The sequence below is a fragment of the Isoptericola sp. BMS4 genome (assembly GCF_011634835.1).
GTDB lineage: Bacteria > Actinomycetota > Actinomycetes > Actinomycetales > Cellulomonadaceae > Isoptericola.
Map to the genome: position 1 here is coordinate 3842538 of NZ_SIRP01000001.1, position 22316 is coordinate 3864853.

The window sequence follows — 22316 nt, forward strand, 5'->3', positions numbered from 1 at the left end:
GCGGGGGTGTTCGGGTCAGGCAAGGCGGATCTCCATCCTGCGCACCAGCAGCGAGGTCGGATAGCTCACCAGCAGGAAGAGCAGGCCGACCATCGTCAGCGGCTCGATGTAGGAGAAGGTGTTGGCGCCGAACCTCTGCGCGGCCGAGTACATCTCCACGACCGTGATCGCGAACAGGAACGGCGTCTCCTTGAACATGGAGACCGCGTAGTTCCCCAGGCCCGGCAGAGTGTTCTTGATGGCCTGCGGCAGGATGATGGCCCGCCAGGTGCGGCCCCGCGGGAGGTTGAGCGCGGTCGCGGCCTCCCACTGCCCCGGCGGTACGGCCTCGATGCCCGCGCGGTACACCTCCGACATGTAGGTCGCGTAGTGGACGCCGAGCACGCCGAACCCGATGGCGAGCGGCGGGATGTCCACCAGCAGCAGCCACGCGAACACCAGCTGCACCAGCAGAGGCGTCATGCGGACGAAGTCCACGACGAACCGCAGCGGCCCGCGCACCCACCGGGTCGGCGTCCGCATGGCCAGGGCGATCAGGAGCCCGAGGATCGAGGCGATGATCATGCCGATCACCGTCGCCTCGACGGTGACGACCAACCCTTGGAGGAGATCCGGCAGGACCGCCCAGGCGGTGTCCCAGTCCCAGATGCTCTCGTCGTTCATGCCACGCCTCCCTTCACGCGCGCGACCTCCGACGGGACGCCCGGCTTCAGGCCCAGGACGTCACGCAGGCGCGGACGGGTGCCCCGGCCGAGGCGGCGCTTGGCGCGCTCCTCGAGCCAGTTCATGCCCCAGGTGAGGATGTAGGCGATGACGAAGTAGATGATGAGGCCGATGCCGAAGCTGAAGAACGTGTCTCGCGTGTCTCGCTGCAGCTCGTCGGTCCACCAGTACACGTCGTGGAGCGTGATGTAGAACGCCAGGGCCGACCCCTTGAGGAGCTGGATCAGCAGGTTGGCCAGCTGGGGCAGCATCAGGGCCCACGCCTGGGGGAACACCACGCGACGCACCTTGTGGGCCCAGCCCAGGTTGAGCGCCGTCGCGGCCTCCCACTGGCTGGTCGGCACCGACGCGATGGAGCCGCGGACGACCTCGGCGCCGTAGGCGCCGTAGTTGAGCCCCAGGGCGACGATGGCCACCGCCAGGGCCTCCATCTTGAAGCCGAACTGCGGCAGCACGTAGAAGAGCCAGAAGATCTGGACGACCAGGGACGTGCCCCGGAAGAACTCGATCACGACCCGGGACGGCCCGCGCACCCAGAGGGACCGGGTGCGCGCGCCGAACCCGAGCACGAGCGCGACAATCATCGCCAGGGCGGCGCCGCCCACCGTCATCTCGAGGGTGACGAGGACGGCGCCGCCGAGGTCGGGAAGACTGTCGATCAGTGTCTGGAGATCATCTGACATCTGGTCAGGAGTCCAGCCCCAGCTCGCTCTGGATGGCCTCGAGGTCGCCCTCGCAGAGCATGTCGGCGGTCAGACCCTCGGGCGGGTACTCGGCCTCGGTGAAGCCGAAGGGCTCCATGATCTCGAGCCACTTGTCCTGGTCGCCGTTGATCTTGGCGAGCTCCTCGTTGTAGGCGTCGAGCAGCTCGGTGTCGCCCTTGCGGAACACCTCGGCACCCGCGCCGATCTGCGCCACACCGTTGATGGTGGCGACGAACGCCTCGGTCGCCTCGACCGGCTCGTCGGTGCTCTCCGCGAGGGCGCGGATCGAGATGCCCGTGAGCGCGAAGGCGTCAGCACGGCCCGTGACGACGGCGTTCAGACCGTCGGTCGAGTCGCCGACCGTGATCGTGTCGACGCCCGTGTCCTGCGCGTAGCCGTCCTCGATCGCCCCGCTCGTGACCGCGAGGGTGAGGTCGGAGCCCTCCACCGACTGCCAGTCGGTGAGGCCGTCCGGGTTGCCCTCGGGCACGAGGAACGCCGTGGTGTACATGATGGTCGGCTCGGCGAACGCCGCCTGCTCGCACCGGTCGGGCAGGATCGACATCCCCGCGGAGACCGCGTCGTAACGGTCGGCGTTGAGGCCGGGGATGAGCGAGTTCCACTCGGTCTGGGTGCCCTCGACGTCGTCGACGCCGAGCGCGCCGAAGATCTCCTTGTCGAGCGCGATCGTCGCGCCGGTGAGCTCGCCACCGTCCTCGTAGCTGTACGGCTCCTCGCCGTTGAAGGCGACGTTCACGGTGCCCGCGTCCTGGATCTGGCTGAGGGTCGAGCCTCCGCCCTCTCCGTCGCCGCCGTCGCCGCCCGAGTCGGTGCTGGAGCAGCTCGCGAGCGCGGCCATGGCGAGGACGGAGCCGGTGGCGACGAGCGCGCGCCGGCGGTTCGTGGTCCTGGTGGACGACACGATGGTCTCCCTTCGGTAGCCCGACGTCGGGGTCCGCCGCCCGGGCCTTTCGGGTACGTGGTCGATCCGTCACGGTAGCGCTCATGCGGACGTTGCGACAATCAACGTGTCAGCGTGTCTGATTGTCTACAATCGGGTGGTCCGGGTGAGATACGACCAGGACTGGACGGCGACGTCCCAGGTCAGAGGGCCGCACGCCGTCCGGGGAGCCGTTCGGGGGACGTCCGATCCGAGACGTCATGAGCCCGTCACAGTCTGGTCACGATCTCGCCGGTGACCGGATCGCGAGATGATGTGGACCCGCCGGGGACGCCGGACCGGGTCGCGGAGAGGAGAGCGGATGCACCCGTCGTCGCGGGCGCGGGTCGGCAGTGCGCCGTCCCTGTCACCGGTGACCAGGCCCTCGACGGTCGACCTCATCGCCGTCGAGCTGCGCAACGCCATCTACTCGGGCGCCCTGCCGGTCGGCTCTCCGATCCGCGAGGTCGAGATGTCCGGCCAGCTCGGCGTCAGCCGGGGCCCGTTCCGGGAGGCGGCACAGCGCCTCGTGCAGGAGGGCCTGCTGCTGTCGACGCCCGGGCGGGGGCTGAGCGTGGTCAGCATCGGCCCGGACCGCGCCCGCGCGCTGTACGAGGCACGCACCGTCGTCGAGACGTCCGCCGCGCGTCTCGCCGTCGAGCGCGCCAACGCCGCCCAGGTCGCGCAGGTGCGCTCCGCCCACGACGCCCTGGTCGCCGCCGAGCGCAGCGAGGACGCGCGCCGCGTGGGCGACGCCGACCTCAACGTGCACTGGACGCTGGTCGCGGCGAGCGGCAGCCCGTGGCTGCTGCGGTGGATGACCACCCTCATCGTGGAGGTCCGGGTGGCCACGTTCACCGCGAGCGAGGAGTATGCGGTGCGCACCGACGGCGCGCACTCCCACCTGCCGCTCGTGGAGCGCCTCGAGGCCCGCGACGCCGACGGCCTCGTCGCGGCGGTCCGCGAGATCCTCGACGAGGCGCTGGTCCGGCTGCTGCGCCCCGAGGCCGTGGAGGTCGAGACGTTCGACGAGCCGCGCCCGGGCCCCGGGGCACGTCTCGAGCCGATCTCCCCCACCATCCCCGGCCGCTGACCCCGCCGGGCCTCAGACCGTCCGGCCGAGGTGCGCCCGCCGCTGCGCCTCGTACTCCGCGAGCGGCCAGGACGTCATCCCGCCGACGACGATCGCGGCGACGCGGTCGCCGCCGGGGTCGCGGACCACCTCGACGGGTTCCCCGACCGGACCGAACCCGCCGTGCGGGAGCGGGCGGAGCACGTCGCCGTCGACGACGAGCTCCTCGGCCCCCGCCAGCGGGTCCGCCTGACGCGGGTCGATCATCCACAGGCGGCGCCCGAGCCGCACCAGGTCGGTCTGGCCCCACAGGTTCGCGAACCGCCCAGTCCACCGGTCCGGGTCCTCCGGCGCGCCCGCCGCCGGATCCGCGTCGTCGACCGCGGTGGCGACCAGCGAGAACAGGCCGGTGGCCAGCGCGTCGGCCGGCCCGTCGACGGCGTTCGTCAGGACACTCACCACGACCCGCCCGTCGACGCCGGCCCACGTGCGCGTGAGCTGCCCCGGGAACCCGCCCGAGTGCCCCACGACGTCGTGGCCCTCGATCCGGCGCACCTCCAGGCCGAGCCCGTAGGCCCGTCGCCGTGCGCGCGGGCGCTCGACGACCGACTCCGTGCGCCGCAGCAGCCGGCGGGTCTCCGGCCGCAGCAGGCTCTCGTCACCGACGAGCGCCGCGAACCAGCGCACGAGGTCGCGTGCCGTCGAGCAGAACCCGGTCGCGGCGGCGAGCGCCCCCGTCGTCACGGCGGCCACGGGCAGGCGGCCGTCGTCGTCCACGCCGCGCGCCGAGTGCCCGACGACGGACCGGCCGGCGACGGCGTCGTCCAGCTCGGGCGCCGTGTCGCGCAGCCCGAGCGGCTCGACCACGGCCGCGCGCACGTGCTCGGCGTACGACCGTCCCGTGACGACCTCGACGACGAGGCCGAGCAGCCCGTAGCCGAGGTTCGAGTACTTGAAGCGCTCGCCGCGGCCGAAGACCTCACCGTCGGCGCGGACCGAGGGCAGGAGGGCAGCGCGGTCCGGGAACGGCGCGCCGAGCTGCCAGTGGTCCGCGTCGCGGCCGTCGCGCAGCACCCCACCCGTGTGGCCGAGCGCCTCGCGCAGGGTGACGCGGCCGACCGGCGCTCCCGCCAGCTCGGGCAGGTGCTGCTCGAACGGGTCGTCGAACCGGAGCACCCCCTCCTCGACCAGCCGCGCGACGGCCACCGCGGTGAACGTCTTGGAGTGCGACGCCACGCGGAAGACGTGGTCGGCACGCAGGGGCTCACCGCTCGTGACGTCGGCGACGCCCCAGGCGCCGTCGAGCACCGGCTCGCCGTCGACGAGCACGGCGTACTGCACGCCCGGCACCCGAGCGAGGCCTGCCTGGGTGGCCACCCACGCCGCGAGCTGGTCGGGGTCGAGGACGGCGTCCTGCACGGGGACGGGGGCGGTGGGTGGCGTCATGGGCACACACCGTAGCCACGGTTGTCGTGCGACACGGCCCCTGATTGAATGAACCAACTCATTGATTCATTGGAGGTCCTGTGGCAGTCCCCTTCGTCGTCGTGCTCGCCGCCGCGGCACTCGCCGTGCCCGCCGTCGCCGCCGCACTCGTGCTGTGGCTCGCGGGCCGGCGCGGCAGCCGCCCCGGCGCCGGCGGCGCACCGCCCGCCCTCGCCCTCGCCCGCCGGCACGAGACGTCCATCGCGGTCGCGAGCGCCGCCGCGGCCGTCCTGACCGCGGTCGCCGTGCTGCGGCTGCCCCTCACCTGGACCGCGCCCTGGCTCCCGGCCGGCACGCCCCCGGGCGTGGCCTGGTCGCTGGCCCCGTTCGCGGCCGCCGTCGCCTGCGGCGCGGTGCGGGCGGCCGGCGAGCGCACGTGGCCCCGGCCCTCCGGCGTCGTGCGCACCGCGCCCCTGGCGCGGCGCACCGTGCGCGACCTCGGCGGGCGTCGCCTGGCACGGCTGCTCGCGACATCCGCCCTGCTCGCCCTGGCCCTCGTCGCCACCGGCCTGACCGCCACGCCGGACGGCACCGCCGTCCCCCACCCGGTGCGGGTCGCCGCCGACGGCGCCGTCACCACCGGGGCCAGCGGCCCGTACCCCGGCTGGCCGTATGGCGTCCCGATCCTCGCCGGCCTCGCGGTGACGCTGCTCGTCACCGTCGCGACGCTGCGCGCCGTGGCCCGCCGGGCGCCCCTCAGCGGTCTCCCGCGCGGCGACGACGAAGCCGTCCGCCAGACGTCGGCGGACCGCGTGGTAGCCGGCGTCCAGCTGTGCGTCGGCGGCGCGACGGCGCTGGTGCTCCTCGTGACGGCCACCGCCCTCGCCGGCGCGGCCACCACGACGACGGCGCCCGACGAGGTCGCCCGGACCCCCGCGCTCGTGGCGCTGGCCCTCCTCCTCGGGCTCCTGGCCGTCGCCGCCGCCGCGACATCGCTGGCGGGCACGGTGACCGCCGCCGCGGGCCGGGTCCCCGCGACCGCCCGATGAGCGACATCACGGTCGACCTCACCTCGGCCACCCCGGTGTACGAGCAGCTCCGCAGCCAGGTGGCCGGTCTCGTGGCGCTCGGCGACCTCGCGCCGGGTGACCGGCTCCCCGCCTCGCGCGCACTCGCGCGCGACCTCGGCATCGCCGTCGGGACGGTGCAGCGCGCCTACCGGGAGCTCGAGGCCGCGGGGGTGGTGGTCTCGCGCCGCCGGTCCGGGACGGTGGTCGCCGGCGCCCCGGGCGCCCCCGCCACGCCCGACCGGCCGGCGCCGCACGCCGCACAGGCACGCGTGGTCGACGACGTCCGGGCGCTCGTCGCCCGCGCACGAGAGGCCGGCATGTCCGACGACCTGCTGCTGGACGTGGTCCGCCGGGCACTGCGCGAGCGGAGCGATGAATTCGGTGTCGGAGGCCCGTCCTAGCGTCGTAACGTGACCCGTACCACCGTTCCCCAGGGGTACCCATGACCGAGCACGTCGACCATGTCCCGGCCCACGACCCGCCCGACACGCCCGGCCTCGCCGTCGAGGCGACCGGGCTCGTCAAGCACTTCTCCACCCGCAAACAGGTGACCAAGGCGGTCGACGGCGTCGACCTGCGGATCCCGACCGGCACGGTCTTCGGCCTGCTCGGGCCGAACGGCGCCGGCAAGACGACCGTGGTCCGGATGCTCGCCACCCTGCTGCGGCCCGACGCGGGCACGGCCCGGGTGCTCGGCCACGACGTCGTGACCGACGCCGACGCCGTCCGGGCCGCCGTCGGGCTCACCGGCCAGTACGCGTCCGTCGACGAGGACCTCACCGGCACCGAGAACCTGCTCATGCTCGCCCGCCTCTACGGGTTCACCGGGCAGCGGGCACGGCAGCGCGTCGAGAGCCTGCTCGACGCGTTCAGCCTCTCGGACGCCGGCGGCCGGCAGGTGAAGACGTACTCCGGCGGCATGCGCCGCCGCATCGACCTCGCCGCGTCCCTGGTCCTGGCTCCCCGCGTGCTGTTCCTGGACGAGCCGACGACGGGCCTCGACCCGCGCAGCCGCAACCAGGTGTGGGACATCGTGCGGGTGCTCGTGGCCGACGGCGCCACGGTGCTGCTGACCACGCAGTACCTCGAGGAGGCCGACCAGCTCGCCGACCGGATCGCGGTGATCGACCACGGCAAGGTCATCGCCCAGGGCACCCCGTCGGAGCTCAAGCGCTCCGTCGGCGAGGGTGCTGTGACGATCCGGCTCGCGGACACCGGCCGACGGGCCGAGGCCGCCGGCCTCGTGGAGAAGGTCCTGGGCACCGAGCCGACGCTGGCGTCCGACCCGTACGCCCTGTCCGCGCGGGTCCCGGACGACGGGACGGACGCCGTGGCGCGGCTGCTGCCGGCGTTCGGCGAGGCGGGCATCGCCGTGCCCGAGTTCAGCCTCGGCCAACCGAGCCTGGACGAGGTGTTCCTGACCATCACCGGCAAGCCGCTGCCGGCCGAGGACGCGGAGGCCGCGGAGCCCGCCCCCGCCGAGGAGGTGTCCTGATGAGCACGGAGAGCCCGACCATCACGACCTCGGCGCTGCGTGACGCCGTCGCGCTTCCGGAGCGTCCGTCCCGGCCGTCGCCGGTCTCGATGACGTTGACGTTCGCGTGGCGCGCGCTGCTGAAGATCAAGCACGTCCCGGAGCAGCTCTTCGACGTGCTGGTCTCCCCCGTGATCTTCACGCTGATGTTCACGTACCTGTTCGGCGGGGCGCTGGCGGGGTCGACGTCGGCCTACATCCAGTTCCTGCTGCCCGGCATCCTCGTGCAGACGATCGTCTTCGTGACGGTGTACACCGGCTACACCCTCAACACCGACATCACCAAGGGGGTGTTCGACAGGTTCCGGTCGCTCCCCATCTGGCGCCCGGCGCCCATCGTCGGCGCGCTGCTGGGCGACACCGTGCGGTACACGATCGCGTCGATCGTGTGCATCGGGCTGGGCCTGCTCATCGGGTTCCGCCCCGACGGCGGGTTCGTCGGGGTCGTGCTCGGCGTGCTGCTCCTGCTGGTGTTCGCGTTCTCGCTGAGCTGGATCTTCACGATCCTGGGTCTGCTGCTGCGCACCCCGAACTCCGTCATGGGCGTGTCGATGATGGTCCTGATGCCGCTCACGTTCGCGTCGAACATCTTCGTGGACCCGTCCACGATGCCGACGGCCCTGCAGCGGTTCGTCGACGTGAACCCGGTGTCCCACCTGGTCACCGCCGTCCGCGCCCTCATGGGTGGACAGCCCGTGGGCAGCGAGATCGTCTGGGTGCTCGTCGCCTCCGTGGCCCTGACCGCCGTGTTCGGCCCGATCACCATGCGTCTCTACCGCACCCGCCACTGACCCGCCGACGTGTTGTGGGCGTGAGTTTGGCGCTATTCCTGACGGAATAGCGCCAAACTCACGCCCACAGCGTTCGGGCAGCGGGCCGGAGCACGGCACGCACCCGGGCCACCAGCCCGCGCGGGTCCCGGAGGTCGTCGGCCACGACGACGATGACGTGCCACCCCAGTGCCTCCAGCGTGCGGCGGCGGCGCACGTCGTCACGCCACTGCTCCTTGTCGGTACGGTGCTGGTCGCCGTCGTACTCGATCGCGACGTGGTGCCGGCGGTAGAGCATGTCGACACGCTTCACGTAGCTCCCGTCGGGCGCCAGGACGACCCCGTTGACCTCGGGACATGGCAGGTTCGCGGCAATCAGGGCCAAGCGCGTGCGCGTCTCGGTCGACGAGTCGGTCCCCGGCCGCATCCTCTCGACCTGCTCACGCACCTGCGCGATCCCCTTGACCTTGTGGGTGCGGTCCGCGACGTCCTGCAGCTCGGCACGGCTGACGAGGCAGTGCTCGCGCCGCATCAGCGCGTCCCCGAGCACGACGACGTCGTCCGGTCGGCGGAGCCCGACGGCGACGTGCACGAACGTCTGGGCCGGCGCGGTCACGAGGAGCCCACCGACCTCGATCGTGTCGAGCCGCACCTGCCGCGATCGGTGTGCCACGACGGCTTCGCGCTCCCGCTGCGGCCGGTCCTGCGGGCGTGTCGTCACGACATGGATCCGGTCGTCATGCTCGAGCGTCCAGGGAACCTCGACCCCGAGCAGCCGCAGCGCGGTCCCGTGACCGAAGGCCACACCCTCGTCCAGCACTGTCGCGAGCGCGCCGCACCGTGCCCGGAGGTCGTCGGTCCATCCCGCCGGGACTCGGACACCGGTGAACGGCGCCTCGAACGCAGCGGTGCGCAGGTGGCCGCTGTCGATGCCCGACACTCTCGCCGCGGCGACGGGGAACGGGCCGGACGGAAGCCGGGCGTCGGCGATCGGCGTGGGGCGGGGCATGGAACGACCCTCGCAAGGCCGGCGTCTGCGCGCTCTCGTCATCCACAGACCCCACGCCGGGAAGTGTTGTGGGCGTGAGTTTGGCGCTATTCCGTCGGGAATAGCGCCAAACTCACGCCCACAGCATGTCGGCAGGTGGCGGTGGCGGTCAGGCGGCGGGCTCGGCGTCCTCCCGCATCTCCTCGTCGCACTTGCGCGTCACGACGAGCACGGGGCACTGGGAGTGGTGCAGCACCGCCTGGCTGGTGGAACCGAGCAGGAGGCCCCGGAAGCCGCCGCGTCCGCGCGAGCCGACGACGACGAGGTCCGCGCCGGTGGAGAACTCGGTGAGCAGCTCGGCGCCGGTGCCGTCCAGCACGTGGCGCCTGATCCGCATGCCCGGGTTTTCCGCCTCGAACCGGTCCACGGTCGCGTCGAGGCCGGCCTTCATGTCGGCGAGGACCTGCTCGTGGTCGATCTGAGACGGGAGCCAGGCCAGCACCCCCGCGCCGCCGCCGAGGGGCACGCCGGCGACCGCGACGAGCTCCGCGTCCCACACCTTGGCCTGCGCGACGGCATGCCGCAGGGCCACCTCGGCGGACGGGGACCCGTCGACGCCGACGACGATGCGTCGCACCTCGTGCGCGCCGTCGCCGTCCCGGTGCTCTGCCACGTCGGCGTCACCCTCCTCGGCGCCCCGGTAGGGGACCACGACCGTCGGACAGTGGGAGTGCGCCGGCAGCGCCGACGAGACGGTACCGAGCAGGCGCTCCGTGAAGCCGCCCTTGCCGCGGGTGCCCACCACGGCGAGACCGTGCTCCCGGGACTGCTCCACGAGGACCCCGGCCGCGTCGCCGGTGGCGACGGTGGCGGTCACCTCCACCCCCGTGCGTTCGACGCGTTCCTGCGCCTCCGCCAGGACGGCCTTCGCGCCCTCCTGGATCGCGGTGTCGTCGAGCGCCGCGTAGCCGCCGTCGAGCGAGGCGGCGGTGAAGGACGGCAGCGAGTAGCTGCAGACGACGTGGAGTCCCCACCCTGTCCGCCGGGCGTAGCCGGCGGCCCAGTCGAGGGCGTGGAGGCTCGCAGCGGAGCCGTCGACGCCCACCAGGACGACCTCGGGACGAGTCATGTCGCGCCTCCTGTCGGACGAGCCCGTTGCGCCGTCTCTCCGTCGAGACGACCGGACGGTTCAAGCCTAACGAAAGAGCCGCGCAAGTCATAGCAAAACAGGCCTGGTCGCCGGGGCGCGTCGGGAGGCGCCCCGCCACGACGTCCCGGAGACGCGGACGGCGCCCGCTCGCGATCGAGCGGACGCCGTCCGTGAGTTCCGTGCCCGAGAGGGCGACGCGTCAGCCGGTGACGCGGATGTAGGTCGGGTTGGACTGCCACATGTCGCGGTAGCCGACCTCCCAGCCGAGCGGGCGTGAGGCCTCGACGACCTTGCCGTCGCCGGCGTAGATGGCGATGTGGCCCGGGGTCCACACGAGGTCGCCCGGCTGCGCCTCGGACGCCGAGACGACGGTGCCGGCGTAGCGCTGGTCCGAGGAGGTGCGCGGCAGGTCGATGCCCAGCTGCGAGTAGACGTACGAGGTGAGGCCCGAGCAGTCCATGCCGGACGGGCTCGCGCCGCCCACGACGTACGGGGTGCCCACGTACCGCATCGCGATGGACACGGCCTGGGCGCCGAGCGACGACGCGACGGGCGCCTCCGTGCGCTCCTCGGTCCGCGACGCGGCCTCGGTGGTCTCGGTGGTCTCGGTGGTCGTCTCCTCGACGACGGGCTCCGGCTCCGGCTCGGGCTCCGGCTCGGGGGCCGGCGTGATCTTGCCCTTGGCGGCGATCTTGGCGGTGACGGCCTCGACGTCGACCTTGGCGTCGGCGTCGACGGCGACGGTCGGGGCCGCCTGGAGCGCGCTCTTCGCCTGGTCGGTGAGCGAGCTGAGGTCGACGGTGCTGAGCTTCTTCGCCGCGTCGTGGTCCACCGGGGCGGCCTGCGCGGCGGTGGCACCGCCGAAGGTCGAGACCAGCAGACCACCGGCGGTGGCGACGACGGCGGCGCGACGGCCGGCCGGCGAAGTCCCGACGTTCTTGGCGATCTCGGTGAGCGGCGTCAGGGGGCGGCGTGCGGCTCGGTGCCGGCCGCCCATGATCCGTGCGTTCACGTGTTCCCTCTCCTGTCGCCTACGAGGTGAGCTGTCGGGTTCGGGTGGGAGAAACACCCGGCCGTCCGCGCCGGCGCCGTGCGCCAACCCGTCCGGCTTCACCCCAAGGACTCCGTCACCGGTGCCCGGAAGTGGGTCCCCCGCCCCTGCCTTCGGGTCTGGTTGCTCGACCGGCGGCAGGGCTCGGCGTTCCGGTCGAGACTCGGCGGTCGACCCGTCGAGTGGTTGAAACCGTAGCGGACCCGCGAGGCGATGTCACGTTTCGATCACAGGCGTTGTGGACAACGGCCCTGACCTGGGGAAACGTCACCGTCTCGGGCGACACGCGTGTCTCGGTGAGGTCCCACCGCCCCGTCACGCACCGCTCCGCCAGCACGGTCGGACCCGTCCAGGACACCGGCGCCGGACACGACGAGGCCCCACCGCGCGGACTGCACGGTGGGGCCTCGTGGAACGTTCGGGTCTGGCTCAGGAAACCCGGATGAACGTGGGGTTCGACTGCCAGATGGCGCGGTACTGGACGACGTCGCCCGGCTTCGGGGCGTCGATCTGCATCCCGTCGCCGGCGTAGATCGCCACGTGCCCAGGGGTCCAGATCAGGTCGCCCGGCTGCGGGTCCGACACGACGGTGCCGGCGTAGCGCTGGGCCGAGGAGCTGCGCGGCAGGTCGATGCCGACCTGGGCGTAGACGTACGAGGTCAGGCCCGAGCAGTCGAAGCCCGACGGCGAGGTGCCGCCGGTGACGTAGGGGACGCCGACGTAGCGCATGGCGATCGAGACGATCTCCGACCCGTTGGCGGAAGCGGGCGCCGAGATCTCCTCGCGCTCCGTGGACCGCGAGGCGGTGTCCGTCGTCGTGCTGGCGGTCTCCTCGACCGTCTCCGTCACCGTCTCGACGACGACGGGCTCCGGCTCGGGCGCCGGCGTGATCTCCGCCTTGGCGGCGATCTTCGCGGTGACGGCCTCGACGTCGACCTTGGCCTTGGCGTCGACGGCGACGACCGGGGCCGCCTCGAGCGACTGGCGAGCCTGGTCGGTGAGGGCGCCGAGGTCGACGGTGCTGAGCTTCTTGGCCGCATCGTTGTCGACGGGGGCGGCCTGCGCGGCGCCGGCGGTCGCGAAGCTCGAGACGAGCAGACCACCGGCGGTCGCGACGACGGCGGCGCGGCGGCCCGCGGTGCCGTTCGTGGCGAGAGCGATCGGACGTCGGGCGGCGCGGTGCCGGCCGCGAGTCGTACGTGCGGTCACGTGTCAACCTCTCCTGTCGCCTGCGAGGTCAGCTGTCGGGTTCGGGTGGGAGAAACACCCGGCCACCGGGACGGCGTGCCGTTCCTGCGACTTCACCCCGAGGGCGCCGTCGTCGACGCCCGAAGTTGGGTCCCCCGCCCCTGCCGTGCGGATGATCCGTGGGAGCTCGGCCGGTGGCAGGGTTCGGCGCCCGGTCGAGCACCCGCCGGAGGGTTCTCCGGCGAGCGAGACCGACCGTACCGGAACGACACAGCGATGTCACGCTCCGATCACGATCGGCGTGTGGCCTGCGGCCCGACCGCCGCGGCCGGCGCCCCGGGCCGGTCAGCCCGCCGCGACGAACAGGTGCTTCGCGACGTCCTCGGGGAGCTCGAGCGCCGCCTCCCGGCCGTCGACCTCCACGACGAAGTCCCCGCCCTCGACGCGCGCGCGCAGCCGGGCCCCGGGGACGACGCCGGCCTCGGCCAGCCGCGTCAGCAGGTCGATGTCCACCTGCAGCGGCTCCGCGATGCGCTGCAGCACCAGCGCCACGCCGTCGGCGCCGCCGTCCTGCGACGCCCGGCCCAGCGGGCCCAGGACCGTGGGCAGCGACCGCACGCCCTCGAGGAAGGGCACGTCCTGGTACTGCTCCCCGAGCTCCGAGAGCCCCGGGATCGGGTTGCCGTACGGGTCCATGTGGGGGTGGTCGAGGAGGGTGACGAGCCGCTTCTCGACCAGGTCGCTCATCACGTGCTCCCAGCGGCACGCCTCGGTGTGCACGTGCTCCCAGTCCAGCTTGATGACGTCCGTCAGGAGGCGCTCCGCGAGCCGGTGCTTGCGCATGACGCGGGTCGCCTTCGCCTGCCCCGCCTCCGTGAGCTCCAGGTGCCGGTCCCCGGTGACGACGACCAGGCCGTCCCGCTCCATCCGCGCCACCGTCTGCGACACCGTCGGGCCGGAATGGCCCAGACGCTCGGCGATACGGGCCCGCAGCGCCGGGATCCCCTCTTCACCGAGCTCGTAGATCGTCTTGAGATACATCTCGGTGGTGTCGATCAGGTCGGTCACGTCCCACTCCCGTCTTTCGGCCCGGCCCTAGTCTATTCGCACGGGCGACCGCCGGGCCGCGCCCTGCCCGCCCTCTCGCCGCCGGACGCCGGCGGCGAGATGCGACCCGTCATCCTGCATCATCGGTCCGACAACGCCGCACAGCATTTCCCCGCACCCGAGCACCCCGAGCACCCCGAGCACCCGGAGAGACGCCATGCCCGACGCGCCGACCGCGACCATCCCCTCGTCGATGCTGCCCACCGACGGGCGGTTCGGCTCCGGCCCGTCCAAGGTCCGTCCCGCGCAGGTCGCGGCGCTGGCGGCGGCCGGCGACCCCGCGGCGCCCGTGCTCGGCACCTCGCACCGCCAGCCCCCGGTCAAGAACGTCGTGCGGCGCGTGCGCCGCGGCGTCGCGGAACTCTTCGCCCTCCCGGCCGGCTACGAGGTCGCCCTCGGCAACGGCGGGTCGACGGCGTTCTGGGAGGTCGCGACCGCCTCCCTGGTGCGCCGGCGCGCCCAGCACGCCGTCTTCGGGGAGTTCGGCGGCAAGTTCGCGGCGGCGACCGCCCGCGCGCCCTTCCTCGAGGACCCGCAGGTCGTCGAGGCCGCGCCCGGCACGGTCGCGCGCCTCGACGGCGCCCTGGGCGCCTCGGGCGGCGTCGACGTCTACGCCACCCCGCACAACGAGACGTCGACCGGGGCGGTGGCCCCGGTCGCGCAGGTTCCCGGCGCGCGGGCCGACGGCGCCCTGCTGCTCGTCGACGCCACCTCGGGCGCCGGGGGGCTGCCGGTCGACGTCGCCGACACCGACGTCTACTACTTCGGGCCGCAGAAGGCGTTCGCGGCCGACGGCGGCCTGTGGCTGGCGCTGTGCTCCCCCGCGGCGGTGGAGCGGGCCGCCACCGTCGAGGCCGGCGCCGGGCCCGACGGCCGGTGGGTCCCCGAGTTCCTCTCGCTGACGACGGCCCTGGCCAACTCGCGCGCCGACCAGACGCTCAACACACCGGCCGTGGCGACACTGGTGATGCTCGCCGACCAGGTCGAGTGGCTGCTCGAGCGGGGCGGGCTGGCCTGGTCGACGGCGCGGTGCGCGGAGTCCGCGGGCGTCCTGTACGACTGGGCGACGACGCGCGACTGGGCCTCCCCGTTCGTCACGGACGCCGCCGAGCGCTCGACCGTCGTGGTGACCGTCGACCTCGACGACGCGATCGACGCCTCGGCGGTCGTCGCGGTGCTGCGCGCGCACGGGATCCTCGACGTGTTCCCGTACCGCAAGCTGAACCGCAACCAGCTGCGCGTGGGGGTGTTCCCCGCCGTCGAGCCGGACGACGTGCGGGCCCTGGTCGCGTGCGTGGACCACGTCGTCGCGCAGCTGTCCTGACTCCCCCGCGGCGGCTCCCGGCGGCCGCCCGCGACACGGCGTCGTCGCAGGCCATACCGTGACTCGCCACGCCGAGTGTGACCCGTTTCATCCTTCGGACGTGCTCTGATAGCGTCCGTGCTCGTCCAGTTCGGGCGATCAAGACGGCGGAGGTTCGCGCGTGCCGGAGATGCACCACTTCACCTACGGGATCATCACCCCGGTCCTGGCCTACGTGGCCTCGTGCGTCGGTGCAGCCACCGGACTGTCCGCGACCTCGCGTGCCCGTGCCGCCACGGACACCAGGACGCGCGCGGTCTGGCTGCTCGTCGGGGCGTTGTCCATCGGCTGCACGGGCGTGTGGGTCATGCACTTCGTGGCCATGCTCGGCTTCACCGTGACGGGCATGCCCATCAACTACGACGTCCCGGAGACGATCCTCAGCGCCGTGCTGGCGGTCGTCGTGGTCGCGATCGCCCTGTTCCTCGTCGGCTTCGGCGGCGACCGCCCGGTCCCCCTGCTCGGCGGTGGCCTCGTGGCCGGCGTGGGCGTGGCGATCATGCACTACATGGGCATGGCGGCCATGCGGATGACCGGGCACATGAACTACACACCATGGATCGTCGCGGTGTCGATCGTCATCGCCCTCGTGGCGGCCACGGCGGCGCTGTGGCTCTCCGTCAACGTCAAGGGCTGGCTGGCCACGACGGGCGCCGCGCTGATCATGGGCGCCGCGGTGAGCGGGATGCACTACACAGGCATGGCCGCGCTGACGATCAGCGGCCCCCTCGGCAAGCCGTCCGAGGGCACGAGCGCGGTCGACCTGCTCGGGCCGCTGATCCTCGGGATCGTCGCCCTCACCGTGGCCCTTGTGTTCGTCGTGGCGATGTGGCCGACCGAGAGCGAGATGCGCGAGCGGCAGGCCTTCGACGAGCGCCGTCGCCGCCACCTGGAGCGCCAGCGCGCGCGCCAGGAGGAGGACCGGGAGCGTCAGGCCGCGAGCCGCGGCTTCTGAGCCGCGGCGCGGCCGGCGCCGGCCGTCCCGTCGAGGTAGACGACCTCCAGGTGCGGGCGCCGCAGCACGCGGTACCGCACCCGCAGGTGCCAGCGCCGGACCGCCCACACGGTCGCGCCCGCCGCGACGAGGAACGTCGCGATCGAGCCCACGAGGATCGACCAGCGAGGGCCGAACGCCTCGCCGATCCACCCCACGATCGGGGCGCCGACGGGCGTCGCGCCCTGGAAGATCATCACGTAGAGGGCCATCACCCGGCCCCGCATCACCGGGTCGGTCGAGACCTGCAGCGCGCTGTTCGCCGCCGTCATCATCGTGAGGGACGCCAGCCCGACGGGGATGCAGGCGACGACGAACGCCGGGTAGCCGGGCATGAGGCCCAGCACCGCCGTCGAGACCGCGAACGCGAACGCCGAGCCGATGACGAGCCGGACGCGCGGGCGCTCCCGCCGGGCGGCCAGCAGCGCGCCGGTGAGCGACCCGATCGCGAGCACCGAGCCGAGGATGCCGTACTCCCCCGCGCCACGACCGAACTCGACCTTCGCCATGAGGGCCGACGTGAGCTGGAAGTTCAGGCCGAACGTGGAGACCACGAACATCACGACCATGATCACGACGATGTCTGACCGCCCGCGCACGTAGCGGATCCCCTCGCGGATCTGCCCCTTGGCCCGCGGCGCGACGGCCTGGGCGCGGAGCGCACCGGTGCGCATCGCCGCGAGGGCGGCGATCGTCGCGGCGAAGGAGACGCCGTTGATGACGAAGACCCAGCCGGCGCCGACGGCCGCGATGAGCAGGCCGGCCACACCCGGGCCGACGAGGCGGGCGGCGTTGAACGACGCGCTGTTGAGCCCGATGGCGTTCGGCAGCCGGTGCGCCGGGACCATGTCGGCGACGAAGGTCTGCCGCGCGGGGTTGTCCAGCGCGGAGACCACTCCGAGGAGCAGCGCGAATCCGTAGACGTGCCACAGCTCGGCCCGCCCGGACAGCACGAGGGCGCCGAGCCCGAGCGCGAGCACACCCTGGGCGCCTTGCGTGATCATGAGGAGCTGGCGGCGCGGCAGCCGGTCGGCGAGCACGCCCGCCCACGGCGACAGCAGCAGGAACGGGACGAACTGCAGCGCGGTGGTGATGCCGACCGCGACACCGGACTCGTCGGACAGGTCGGTCAGGACGATCCAGTCCTGCGCCACGCGCTGCATCCACGTGCCGACGTTGGCGACGAGGGCGGCGGCGAACCAGAGGCGGTAGTTCGGGTACTTCAGCGAGGAGAAGGTGGCGCTCATCGGGCGATGCTCCGGATGGGTTCGTCGCTCGCGGGGGCCACGGGTCTCCTCTCCTCGGCACAGCTGGTCGCTCAGGTCAACAGTCTATCGAATCGTTCTATTCCGACTGCGGGCCGCGGTTCCGGGCCGCCCTGCTCCGCGGGGTGAACTGCACCGGCGCCCGCTGCCGCGACGACCGGCGCGTGGCATCATCGACGAGCATGAGGGGGATCGTCCTGGCCGGCGGCTCGGGCACCCGGCTGCACCCGATCACGCTGGGCGTGAGCAAGCAGCTCGTGCCGGTCTACGACAAGCCGATGATCTACTACCCGCTGTCGACGCTGATCCTGGCGGGCATCCGGGACATCCTCGTCATCACGACCCCGCACGACGCCGAGCAGTTCCGGCGGCTGCTGGGCGACGGCTCGCAGTTCGGGGTGTCGATCGAGTACACGGTCCAGGCGGAGCCGAACGGGCTGGCGCAGGCGTTCGTGCTCGGTGAGGACTTCCTCGGCTCGGAGCCCGCCGCCCTGGTGCTGGGCGACAACATCTTCTACGGCCCCGGGCTCGGCTCCCAGCTCGGCCGCTTCGAGCACCTCGACGGCGGCGCCGTCTTCGCGTACCGGGTCGCCGACCCGACGGCGTACGGCGTCGTGGAGTTCGACGCGCAGGGGCGGGCCCTGTCCCTCGAGGAGAAGCCGGCCCGACCGAGGTCGAGCTACGCCGTGCCGGGGCTCTACTTCTACGACAACGACGTGGTGGAGATCGCGAAGCACCTCGAGCCGTCGGCGCGCGGCGAGTACGAGATCACCGACGTCAACCGGGAGTACCTGGGCCGCGGCACCCTGCAGGTGGAGGTGCTGCCCCGCGGGACCGCCTGGCTGGACACCGGGACGTTCGACTCCCTGCTGGAGGCGTCCGACTACGTCCGCACCATCGAGCGCCGGCAGGGACTGAAGATCGGCGCACCCGAGGAGGTCGCCTGGCGGCGCGGGTTCCTGTCGGACGACGAGCTGCGTGCACGGGCCGAGAAGCTCATCAAGTCCGGCTACGGCTCCTACCTGCTGGGGCTGCTCGGCGAGTAGCTCAGGTGAGCACCTGCCGGGCCGCTCTCTCCCAGCGCTCCGCCCAGTGCCCGATGGGGGCGACGCCGGCGGCGCGCAGCGCGTCGTGGCCCAGCACCGAGTACGCGGGCCGCGGGGCAGGCCGCACGAACGCGTCGCTGGTGACCGGCTCCAGCGGGATGTCGAGGCCCGCGGACGCGAGGATCCGGCGCGTGAACCCGTACCAGGACGTCCGTCCCGACGACGTGCCGTGGTAGGTGCCGGACAGCGCGCCCGCCTCGACCAGCCGCACGATCAGGTCGGCCAGGTCGGCGGTCCAGGTGGGCTGCCCGACCTGGTCGTCGACGACCGCGAGGCGGTCCTTCTCGGCACCGAGCCTCGCCATCGTCTTCGGGAAGCACCCGCCGTGCGCGCCGTACAGCCACGCGGTGCGCACGATCAGGTGGTCGGGCGCCTCGGCCCGCACGGCCCACTCCCCGGCCGCCTTGGTGCGTCCGTAGGCGGACCTCGGCGCGACGGCGGCGTCCTCGGCGTACGGGACGTCGGCGTCGCCGTCGAACACGTAGTCGGTGGAGACCTGCACCAGCCGCGCCCCCGCGGCGTGCGTGGCCCGGGCGAGGTTCGCCGCACCGGTCGCGTTGGCGGCGAACGCCTCGGGCTCGTGCGTCTCCGCGTCGTCGACGGCGGTCCACGCGGCCGCGTTGACGACCACGTCGAACCCGCGGACGGCCGCGCGGGCAGCACTCGGGTCGGTGACGTCGAGGTCCGCCCGGCGTAGCCCGACGACGTCGGCCCCAGCCGCGCGCAACCGTGCCACCATGTCGGTGCCCAGCATCCCGGCGGCGCCGGTGACGAGCCAGCGACGAGGACCGGTGGAGGACACGGGCGCTGTGGTCGTCGTCGCGGTCACCGTAGGATCCTACGGGTCTCCACCTCGACCCCGAAGGAGCACCCGTGCAGATCCGCGAGCTGACCGTCCCCGGCGCGTTCGAGATCACCCCGAAGCAGCTCGGCGACCCGCGGGGCGTGTTCCTCGAGTGGTTCAAGGCCGAGCCGTTCGCGGACGCCGTCGGCCACCCGCTGGACCTGCGGCAGGCCAACTGCTCCGTGTCGGCCGCCGGTGTGCTCCGCGGCATCCACTTCGCGGACGTGCCGCCCGGGCAGGCCAAGTACGTCACCTGCCCGAAGGGTGCCGTCCTGGACGTCGTCGTGGACGTCCGGGTCGGCTCCCCCACGTTCGGGGGGTGGGACTCGGTGCTGCTCGACGACGTCGACCGGCGCGCCATCTACCTCGGGGAGGGCCTGGGGCACGCGTTCTGCTCGCTCGAGGACGGCTCGACCGTGCAGTACCTCTGCTCGACCGGCTACGCCCCCGAGCGCGAGCACGGCATCCACCCGCTCGACCCGACCGTCGGCATCGAGTGGCCGACGACCGCGCGCGACGGGTCCGCCCTGACGGCCCTGCTGTCCGAGAAGGACACCGCCGCCCCGTCGCTCGCGGAGGCGCGGCAGCAGGGGCTCCTGCCGACCCTCGACGGTGTCGAGGAGTACCTGGCGTCGCTGCGCGCCTGAGCCCGCCGACCTACTGGCCGGACTCGGCGTACCTCGCCTCCACGGCGGCCTTGACCGGACGCCACCAGGCCTCGTTGCTCCGGTACCAGCCGACCGTGGCCTCCAGGCCGCTGCGGAAGTCGGTGTAGCGGGGCGACCAGCCGAGCTCGTCGCGCAGCCTGCTCGCGTCGATCGCGTACCGCAGGTCGTGCCCCGGCCGGTCGTTCACGTGGTCGAAGTCGTCCGCGTCGCGGCCGAAGATCTCCAGCAGCGTGCGCACCACCTGCAGGTTGTTCGTCTCCCCGTCGGCACCGATGAGGTACGTCTCGCCGACGCGGCCGCGCTCGAGGATCGTCCAGACGGCGGCGTTGTGGTCCTCGACGTGGATCCAGTCGCGCACGTTCAGCCCGGCCCCGTACAAGCGGGGCCGGACGCCGTCGATCAGGTTGGTGATCTGGCGCGGGATGAACTTCTCGACGTGCTGGTACGGGCCGTAGTTGTTGGAGCAGTTCGAGATCGTGGCCTCGACCCCGAACGACCGCACCCACGCGCGCACCAGCAGGTCGGAGCCCGCCTTCGTGGACGAGTACGGGCTCGACGGGTTGTACGGGGTGTCCGCGGTGAACCTCTCCGGGGTGTCGAGCGGCAGGTCGCCGTAGACCTCGTCGGTGCTGATGTGGTGGAACCGCACGCCGTGGCGGCGCACGGCCTCCAGCAGCGTGTACGTGCCGACCAGGTTGGTCCGCACGAACGGCGACGGGTCGTGCAACGAGTTGTCGTTGTGCGACTCGGCGGCGAAGTGCACGACGGCGTCCGCCTCGGCCACGAGCCCGTCCACCAGGTCCGCGTCGGCGACCGACCCCTCGACGAAGGTGATCCGGTCCGCCACCGGTGCCAGCGAGCTCCGGTCCCCCGCGTACGTCAGCGCGTCCAGCACCGTGACGTCGACGTCCGGGCGCTCACGGACGGTCTGCTGGACGAAGTTGGCGCCGATGAAACCGGCTCCACCGGTGACGAGGACACGCATGGCGGGGAGATCCTGTCGGTCGACGGTCGGGCGACGGCCTGCTCAACGACGGCCGAGAGCACGATACTGCCAGCCCGCCGCCTGCCAGACCGAACGGTCCAGGGCGTTCCGGCCGTCGAGCACGGTGCGCTGCGCGACGAGCGACCCCGCCCGCTCCGCGTCGAGCTCCTTGTACTGCCGCCACTCGGTCAGCACCAGGACGGCGTCGGCGCCGGCCAGGGCGGCCTCCAGGTCGTGCTCGTAACGGAGGTCCGGCGCCTTGACCCGCGCGTTGTCGATCGCCTGCGGGTCGTGCACGGTGACGACGGCGCCCATCTCGCTCAGGCGCGCGGCAACCGCGAGCGCCGGCGAGTCGCGGACGTCGTCGCTGTCGGGCTTGAACGCCGCGCCCAGCACGGTGATCTCGGCGCCGTCGACGGACCCGCCGAGCACCTCGACCGCGAGCTCGACCATGCGCGCGCGGCGGCGGGTGTTGATCGCGTCGACCTCGCCGAGGAACGCGACCGCCTCCCCCGCGCCCAGCTCGTCCGCGCGGGCCATGAAGGCGCGGATGTCCTTGGGCAGGCACCCGCCCCCGAACCCGAGACCGGCGTTGAGGAACCGGCGGCCGATGCGCACGTCGTGGCCGATGGCGTCCGCCAGCCGGGTGACGTCGCCGCCGGCGACCTCGCACAGCTCGGCCATGGCGTTGATGAACGAGATCTTCGTGGCGAGGAACGAGTTGGCGGCGACCTTGACCAGCTCCGCCGTCGGATAGTCCGTGACGATCCGCGGGACGCCCTCGGCGAGCGGCGACGCGTACACCTCGTCGAGGACGGAGACCGCACTCTCGCCCGCGGCGCCGTCGGGCACACCGTAGACCAGCCGGTCGGGGTGGAGCGTGTCCTTGACCGCCAACCCCTCGCGGAGGAACTCGGGGTTCCAGGCGAGGACGGCGCCCGGCCGCGCCGCCGCGACCCGGTCCGCGAGACGGGACGCGGTGCCGACGGGCACCGTGGACTTGCCGACCACGACCGCACCCGTGCCGACGTGCGGGACGAGGGAGTCCACGGCCGCGTCGACGAACGCCAGGTCTGCCGCGAACCCGTCGGCGCGCTGCGGGGTACCGACACAGAGGAAGTGCACCTCCGCGCCGGCGACGTCCTCGATCCGGGTCGACACCGTGAGCCTGCCGGTCGCCGCCACCTCGGCGAGCAGCTCGTCGAGGCCGGGCTCGAAGAAGGGCGACCTGCCCGCTGCCAGGGCTTCCACCTTCGCGGGGTCGACGTCGACTCCCACGACGTCGTGCCCGAGCCTGGCCATGCACGCGGCGTGCACTGCTCCGAGGTACCCGAGCCCGACCACCGAGATCTTCACGCTGCCTGCCCTC

22 protein-coding genes and 2 riboswitches are annotated in these 22316 nt (G+C 72.9%); of the genes, 9 read left to right on the forward strand and 13 right to left on the reverse strand.

Annotated elements, in window-relative coordinates; genetic code table 11:
* Positions 1-15: 15 nt before the first annotated feature.
* Genes ehuD through EYB28_RS17345 form a run of 3 tightly spaced genes read right to left on the reverse strand, consistent with a single transcriptional unit; the run spans position 16 to position 2349 of the window.
* Positions 16-663, reverse strand: coding sequence for an ectoine/hydroxyectoine ABC transporter permease subunit EhuD (gene ehuD, locus EYB28_RS17335; protein WP_166850477.1), 648 nt, complete (start codon positions 661-663; stop codon positions 16-18).
* Positions 660-1406: an amino acid ABC transporter permease gene (locus tag EYB28_RS17340; protein ID WP_166850480.1), complete on the reverse strand. Its 747-nt coding sequence runs from the start codon at positions 1404-1406 to the stop codon at positions 660-662. Before EYB28_RS17340 ends, ehuD begins: the two co-directional genes overlap by 4 nt.
* A gap of 4 nt (positions 1407-1410) precedes the next feature.
* Entirely contained in the window at positions 1411-2349 is a 939-nt protein-coding gene (locus EYB28_RS17345) for a transporter substrate-binding domain-containing protein (RefSeq protein ID WP_240930617.1), read from the reverse strand.
* 391 nt (positions 2350-2740) lie between these two features.
* Here EYB28_RS17345 and EYB28_RS17350 point away from each other — a divergent pair, with 391 nt between their 5' ends.
* The gene (locus EYB28_RS17350) at positions 2741-3460 is read left to right on the forward strand and encodes a GntR family transcriptional regulator (RefSeq protein ID WP_166850483.1); all 720 of its coding nucleotides are present in this window, start codon (positions 2741-2743) and stop codon (positions 3458-3460) included.
* Positions 3461-3472: 12 nt separating this feature from the next.
* Here the strand turns inward: EYB28_RS17350 and EYB28_RS17355 are convergent, their stop codons facing one another.
* Complete coding sequence (locus EYB28_RS17355) at positions 3473-4885, reverse strand: serine hydrolase (RefSeq protein WP_166850487.1); 1413 nt, start codon at positions 4883-4885, stop codon at positions 3473-3475.
* Positions 4886-4965: 80 nt separating this feature from the next.
* Here EYB28_RS17355 and EYB28_RS17360 point away from each other — a divergent pair, with 80 nt between their 5' ends.
* From EYB28_RS17360 to EYB28_RS17375, 4 genes are read left to right on the forward strand one after another with little or no spacing between them, the layout of a single operon-like run.
* Positions 4966-5913, forward strand: coding sequence for a hypothetical protein (locus EYB28_RS17360; RefSeq protein WP_166850490.1), 948 nt, complete (start codon positions 4966-4968; stop codon positions 5911-5913).
* Positions 5910-6335 carry a GntR family transcriptional regulator gene (locus tag EYB28_RS17365; RefSeq protein ID WP_166850493.1) on the forward strand — a complete coding sequence of 142 codons (426 nt, stop codon included), beginning with the start codon at positions 5910-5912 and terminating at the stop codon, positions 6333-6335. The genes EYB28_RS17360 and EYB28_RS17365 overlap by 4 nt, the downstream gene beginning before the upstream one ends.
* A 41-nt stretch (positions 6336-6376) precedes the next feature.
* A complete protein-coding gene (locus tag EYB28_RS17370) occupies positions 6377-7429 on the forward strand; it encodes an ATP-binding cassette domain-containing protein (protein ID WP_166850496.1) in 1053 nt (350 codons plus the stop codon).
* The gene (locus EYB28_RS17375) at positions 7429-8259 is read left to right on the forward strand and encodes an ABC transporter permease (RefSeq protein ID WP_166850499.1); all 831 of its coding nucleotides are present in this window, start codon (positions 7429-7431) and stop codon (positions 8257-8259) included. Before EYB28_RS17370 ends, EYB28_RS17375 begins: the two co-directional genes overlap by 1 nt.
* A 58-nt stretch (positions 8260-8317) precedes the next feature.
* On the opposite strand, the gene EYB28_RS17380 is transcribed toward EYB28_RS17375, so the two are convergent.
* The 5 genes from EYB28_RS17380 to EYB28_RS17400 form a co-directional block, all read right to left on the reverse strand.
* Positions 8318-9247 carry an endonuclease domain-containing protein gene (locus EYB28_RS17380; protein WP_166850502.1) on the reverse strand — a complete coding sequence of 310 codons (930 nt, stop codon included), beginning with the start codon at positions 9245-9247 and terminating at the stop codon, positions 8318-8320.
* A gap of 148 nt (positions 9248-9395) precedes the next feature.
* A complete protein-coding gene (locus tag EYB28_RS17385; RefSeq protein ID WP_166850504.1) occupies positions 9396-10355 on the reverse strand; it encodes a universal stress protein in 960 nt (319 codons plus the stop codon).
* 220 nt (positions 10356-10575) lie between these two features.
* Complete coding sequence (locus EYB28_RS17390; RefSeq protein WP_240930618.1) at positions 10576-11388, reverse strand: C40 family peptidase; 813 nt, start codon at positions 11386-11388, stop codon at positions 10576-10578.
* A riboswitch (cyclic di-AMP (ydaO/yuaA leader) is annotated at positions 11389-11587 on the reverse strand.
* A 269-nt stretch (positions 11588-11856) separates the two neighbouring features.
* Positions 11857-12636, reverse strand: a complete 780-nt coding sequence (locus EYB28_RS17395; RefSeq protein WP_166850507.1) for a C40 family peptidase — start codon at positions 12634-12636, stop codon at positions 11857-11859.
* Between the two features lie 3 nt (positions 12637-12639).
* Positions 12640-12818, reverse strand: a riboswitch (cyclic di-AMP (ydaO/yuaA leader).
* 142 nt (positions 12819-12960) lie between these two features.
* On the reverse strand, positions 12961-13683 hold the full coding sequence (locus tag EYB28_RS17400; RefSeq protein ID WP_166850510.1) for a metal-dependent transcriptional regulator: 723 nt from the start codon (positions 13681-13683) through the stop codon (positions 12961-12963).
* Positions 13684-13879: 196 nt separating this feature from the next.
* Here EYB28_RS17400 and serC point away from each other — a divergent pair, with 196 nt between their 5' ends.
* Together serC and EYB28_RS17410 are read left to right on the forward strand one after the other, a co-directional pair.
* Positions 13880-15046 carry a phosphoserine transaminase gene (gene serC, locus EYB28_RS17405; protein ID WP_166850512.1) on the forward strand — a complete coding sequence of 389 codons (1167 nt, stop codon included), beginning with the start codon at positions 13880-13882 and terminating at the stop codon, positions 15044-15046.
* A 169-nt stretch (positions 15047-15215) separates the two neighbouring features.
* On the forward strand, positions 15216-16040 hold the full coding sequence (locus EYB28_RS17410) for an MHYT domain-containing protein (RefSeq protein WP_240930758.1): 825 nt from the start codon (positions 15216-15218) through the stop codon (positions 16038-16040).
* Here EYB28_RS17410 and EYB28_RS17415 read toward each other — a convergent pair.
* A complete protein-coding gene (locus EYB28_RS17415; RefSeq protein WP_166850518.1) occupies positions 16016-17326 on the reverse strand; it encodes an MFS transporter in 1311 nt (436 codons plus the stop codon). The two genes, EYB28_RS17410 and EYB28_RS17415, sit on opposite strands and share 25 nt — an antisense overlap.
* Positions 17327-17526: 200 nt before the next feature.
* Here EYB28_RS17415 and rfbA point away from each other — a divergent pair, with 200 nt between their 5' ends.
* Complete coding sequence (rfbA, locus tag EYB28_RS17420) at positions 17527-18390, forward strand: glucose-1-phosphate thymidylyltransferase RfbA (protein WP_166850521.1); 864 nt, start codon at positions 17527-17529, stop codon at positions 18388-18390.
* A 1-nt stretch (position 18391) separates the two neighbouring features.
* On the opposite strand, the gene rfbD is transcribed toward rfbA, so the two are convergent.
* A complete protein-coding gene (gene rfbD, locus EYB28_RS17425; RefSeq protein WP_166850524.1) occupies positions 18392-19279 on the reverse strand; it encodes a dTDP-4-dehydrorhamnose reductase in 888 nt (295 codons plus the stop codon).
* Between the two features lie 44 nt (positions 19280-19323).
* Here rfbD and EYB28_RS17430 point away from each other — a divergent pair, with 44 nt between their 5' ends.
* Positions 19324-19941 carry a dTDP-4-dehydrorhamnose 3,5-epimerase family protein gene (locus tag EYB28_RS17430; protein ID WP_166850527.1) on the forward strand — a complete coding sequence of 206 codons (618 nt, stop codon included), beginning with the start codon at positions 19324-19326 and terminating at the stop codon, positions 19939-19941.
* A 10-nt stretch (positions 19942-19951) separates the two neighbouring features.
* Here the strand turns inward: EYB28_RS17430 and rfbB are convergent, their stop codons facing one another.
* Complete coding sequence (gene rfbB / locus EYB28_RS17435; RefSeq protein WP_166850530.1) at positions 19952-20947, reverse strand: dTDP-glucose 4,6-dehydratase; 996 nt, start codon at positions 20945-20947, stop codon at positions 19952-19954.
* A gap of 42 nt (positions 20948-20989) precedes the next feature.
* Positions 20990-22303 (reverse strand): UDP-glucose/GDP-mannose dehydrogenase family protein, encoded by a 1314-nt coding sequence (locus tag EYB28_RS17440; RefSeq protein ID WP_166850533.1) that lies wholly within the window; start codon positions 22301-22303, stop codon positions 20990-20992.
* Positions 22304-22316: the final 13 nt, after the last annotated feature.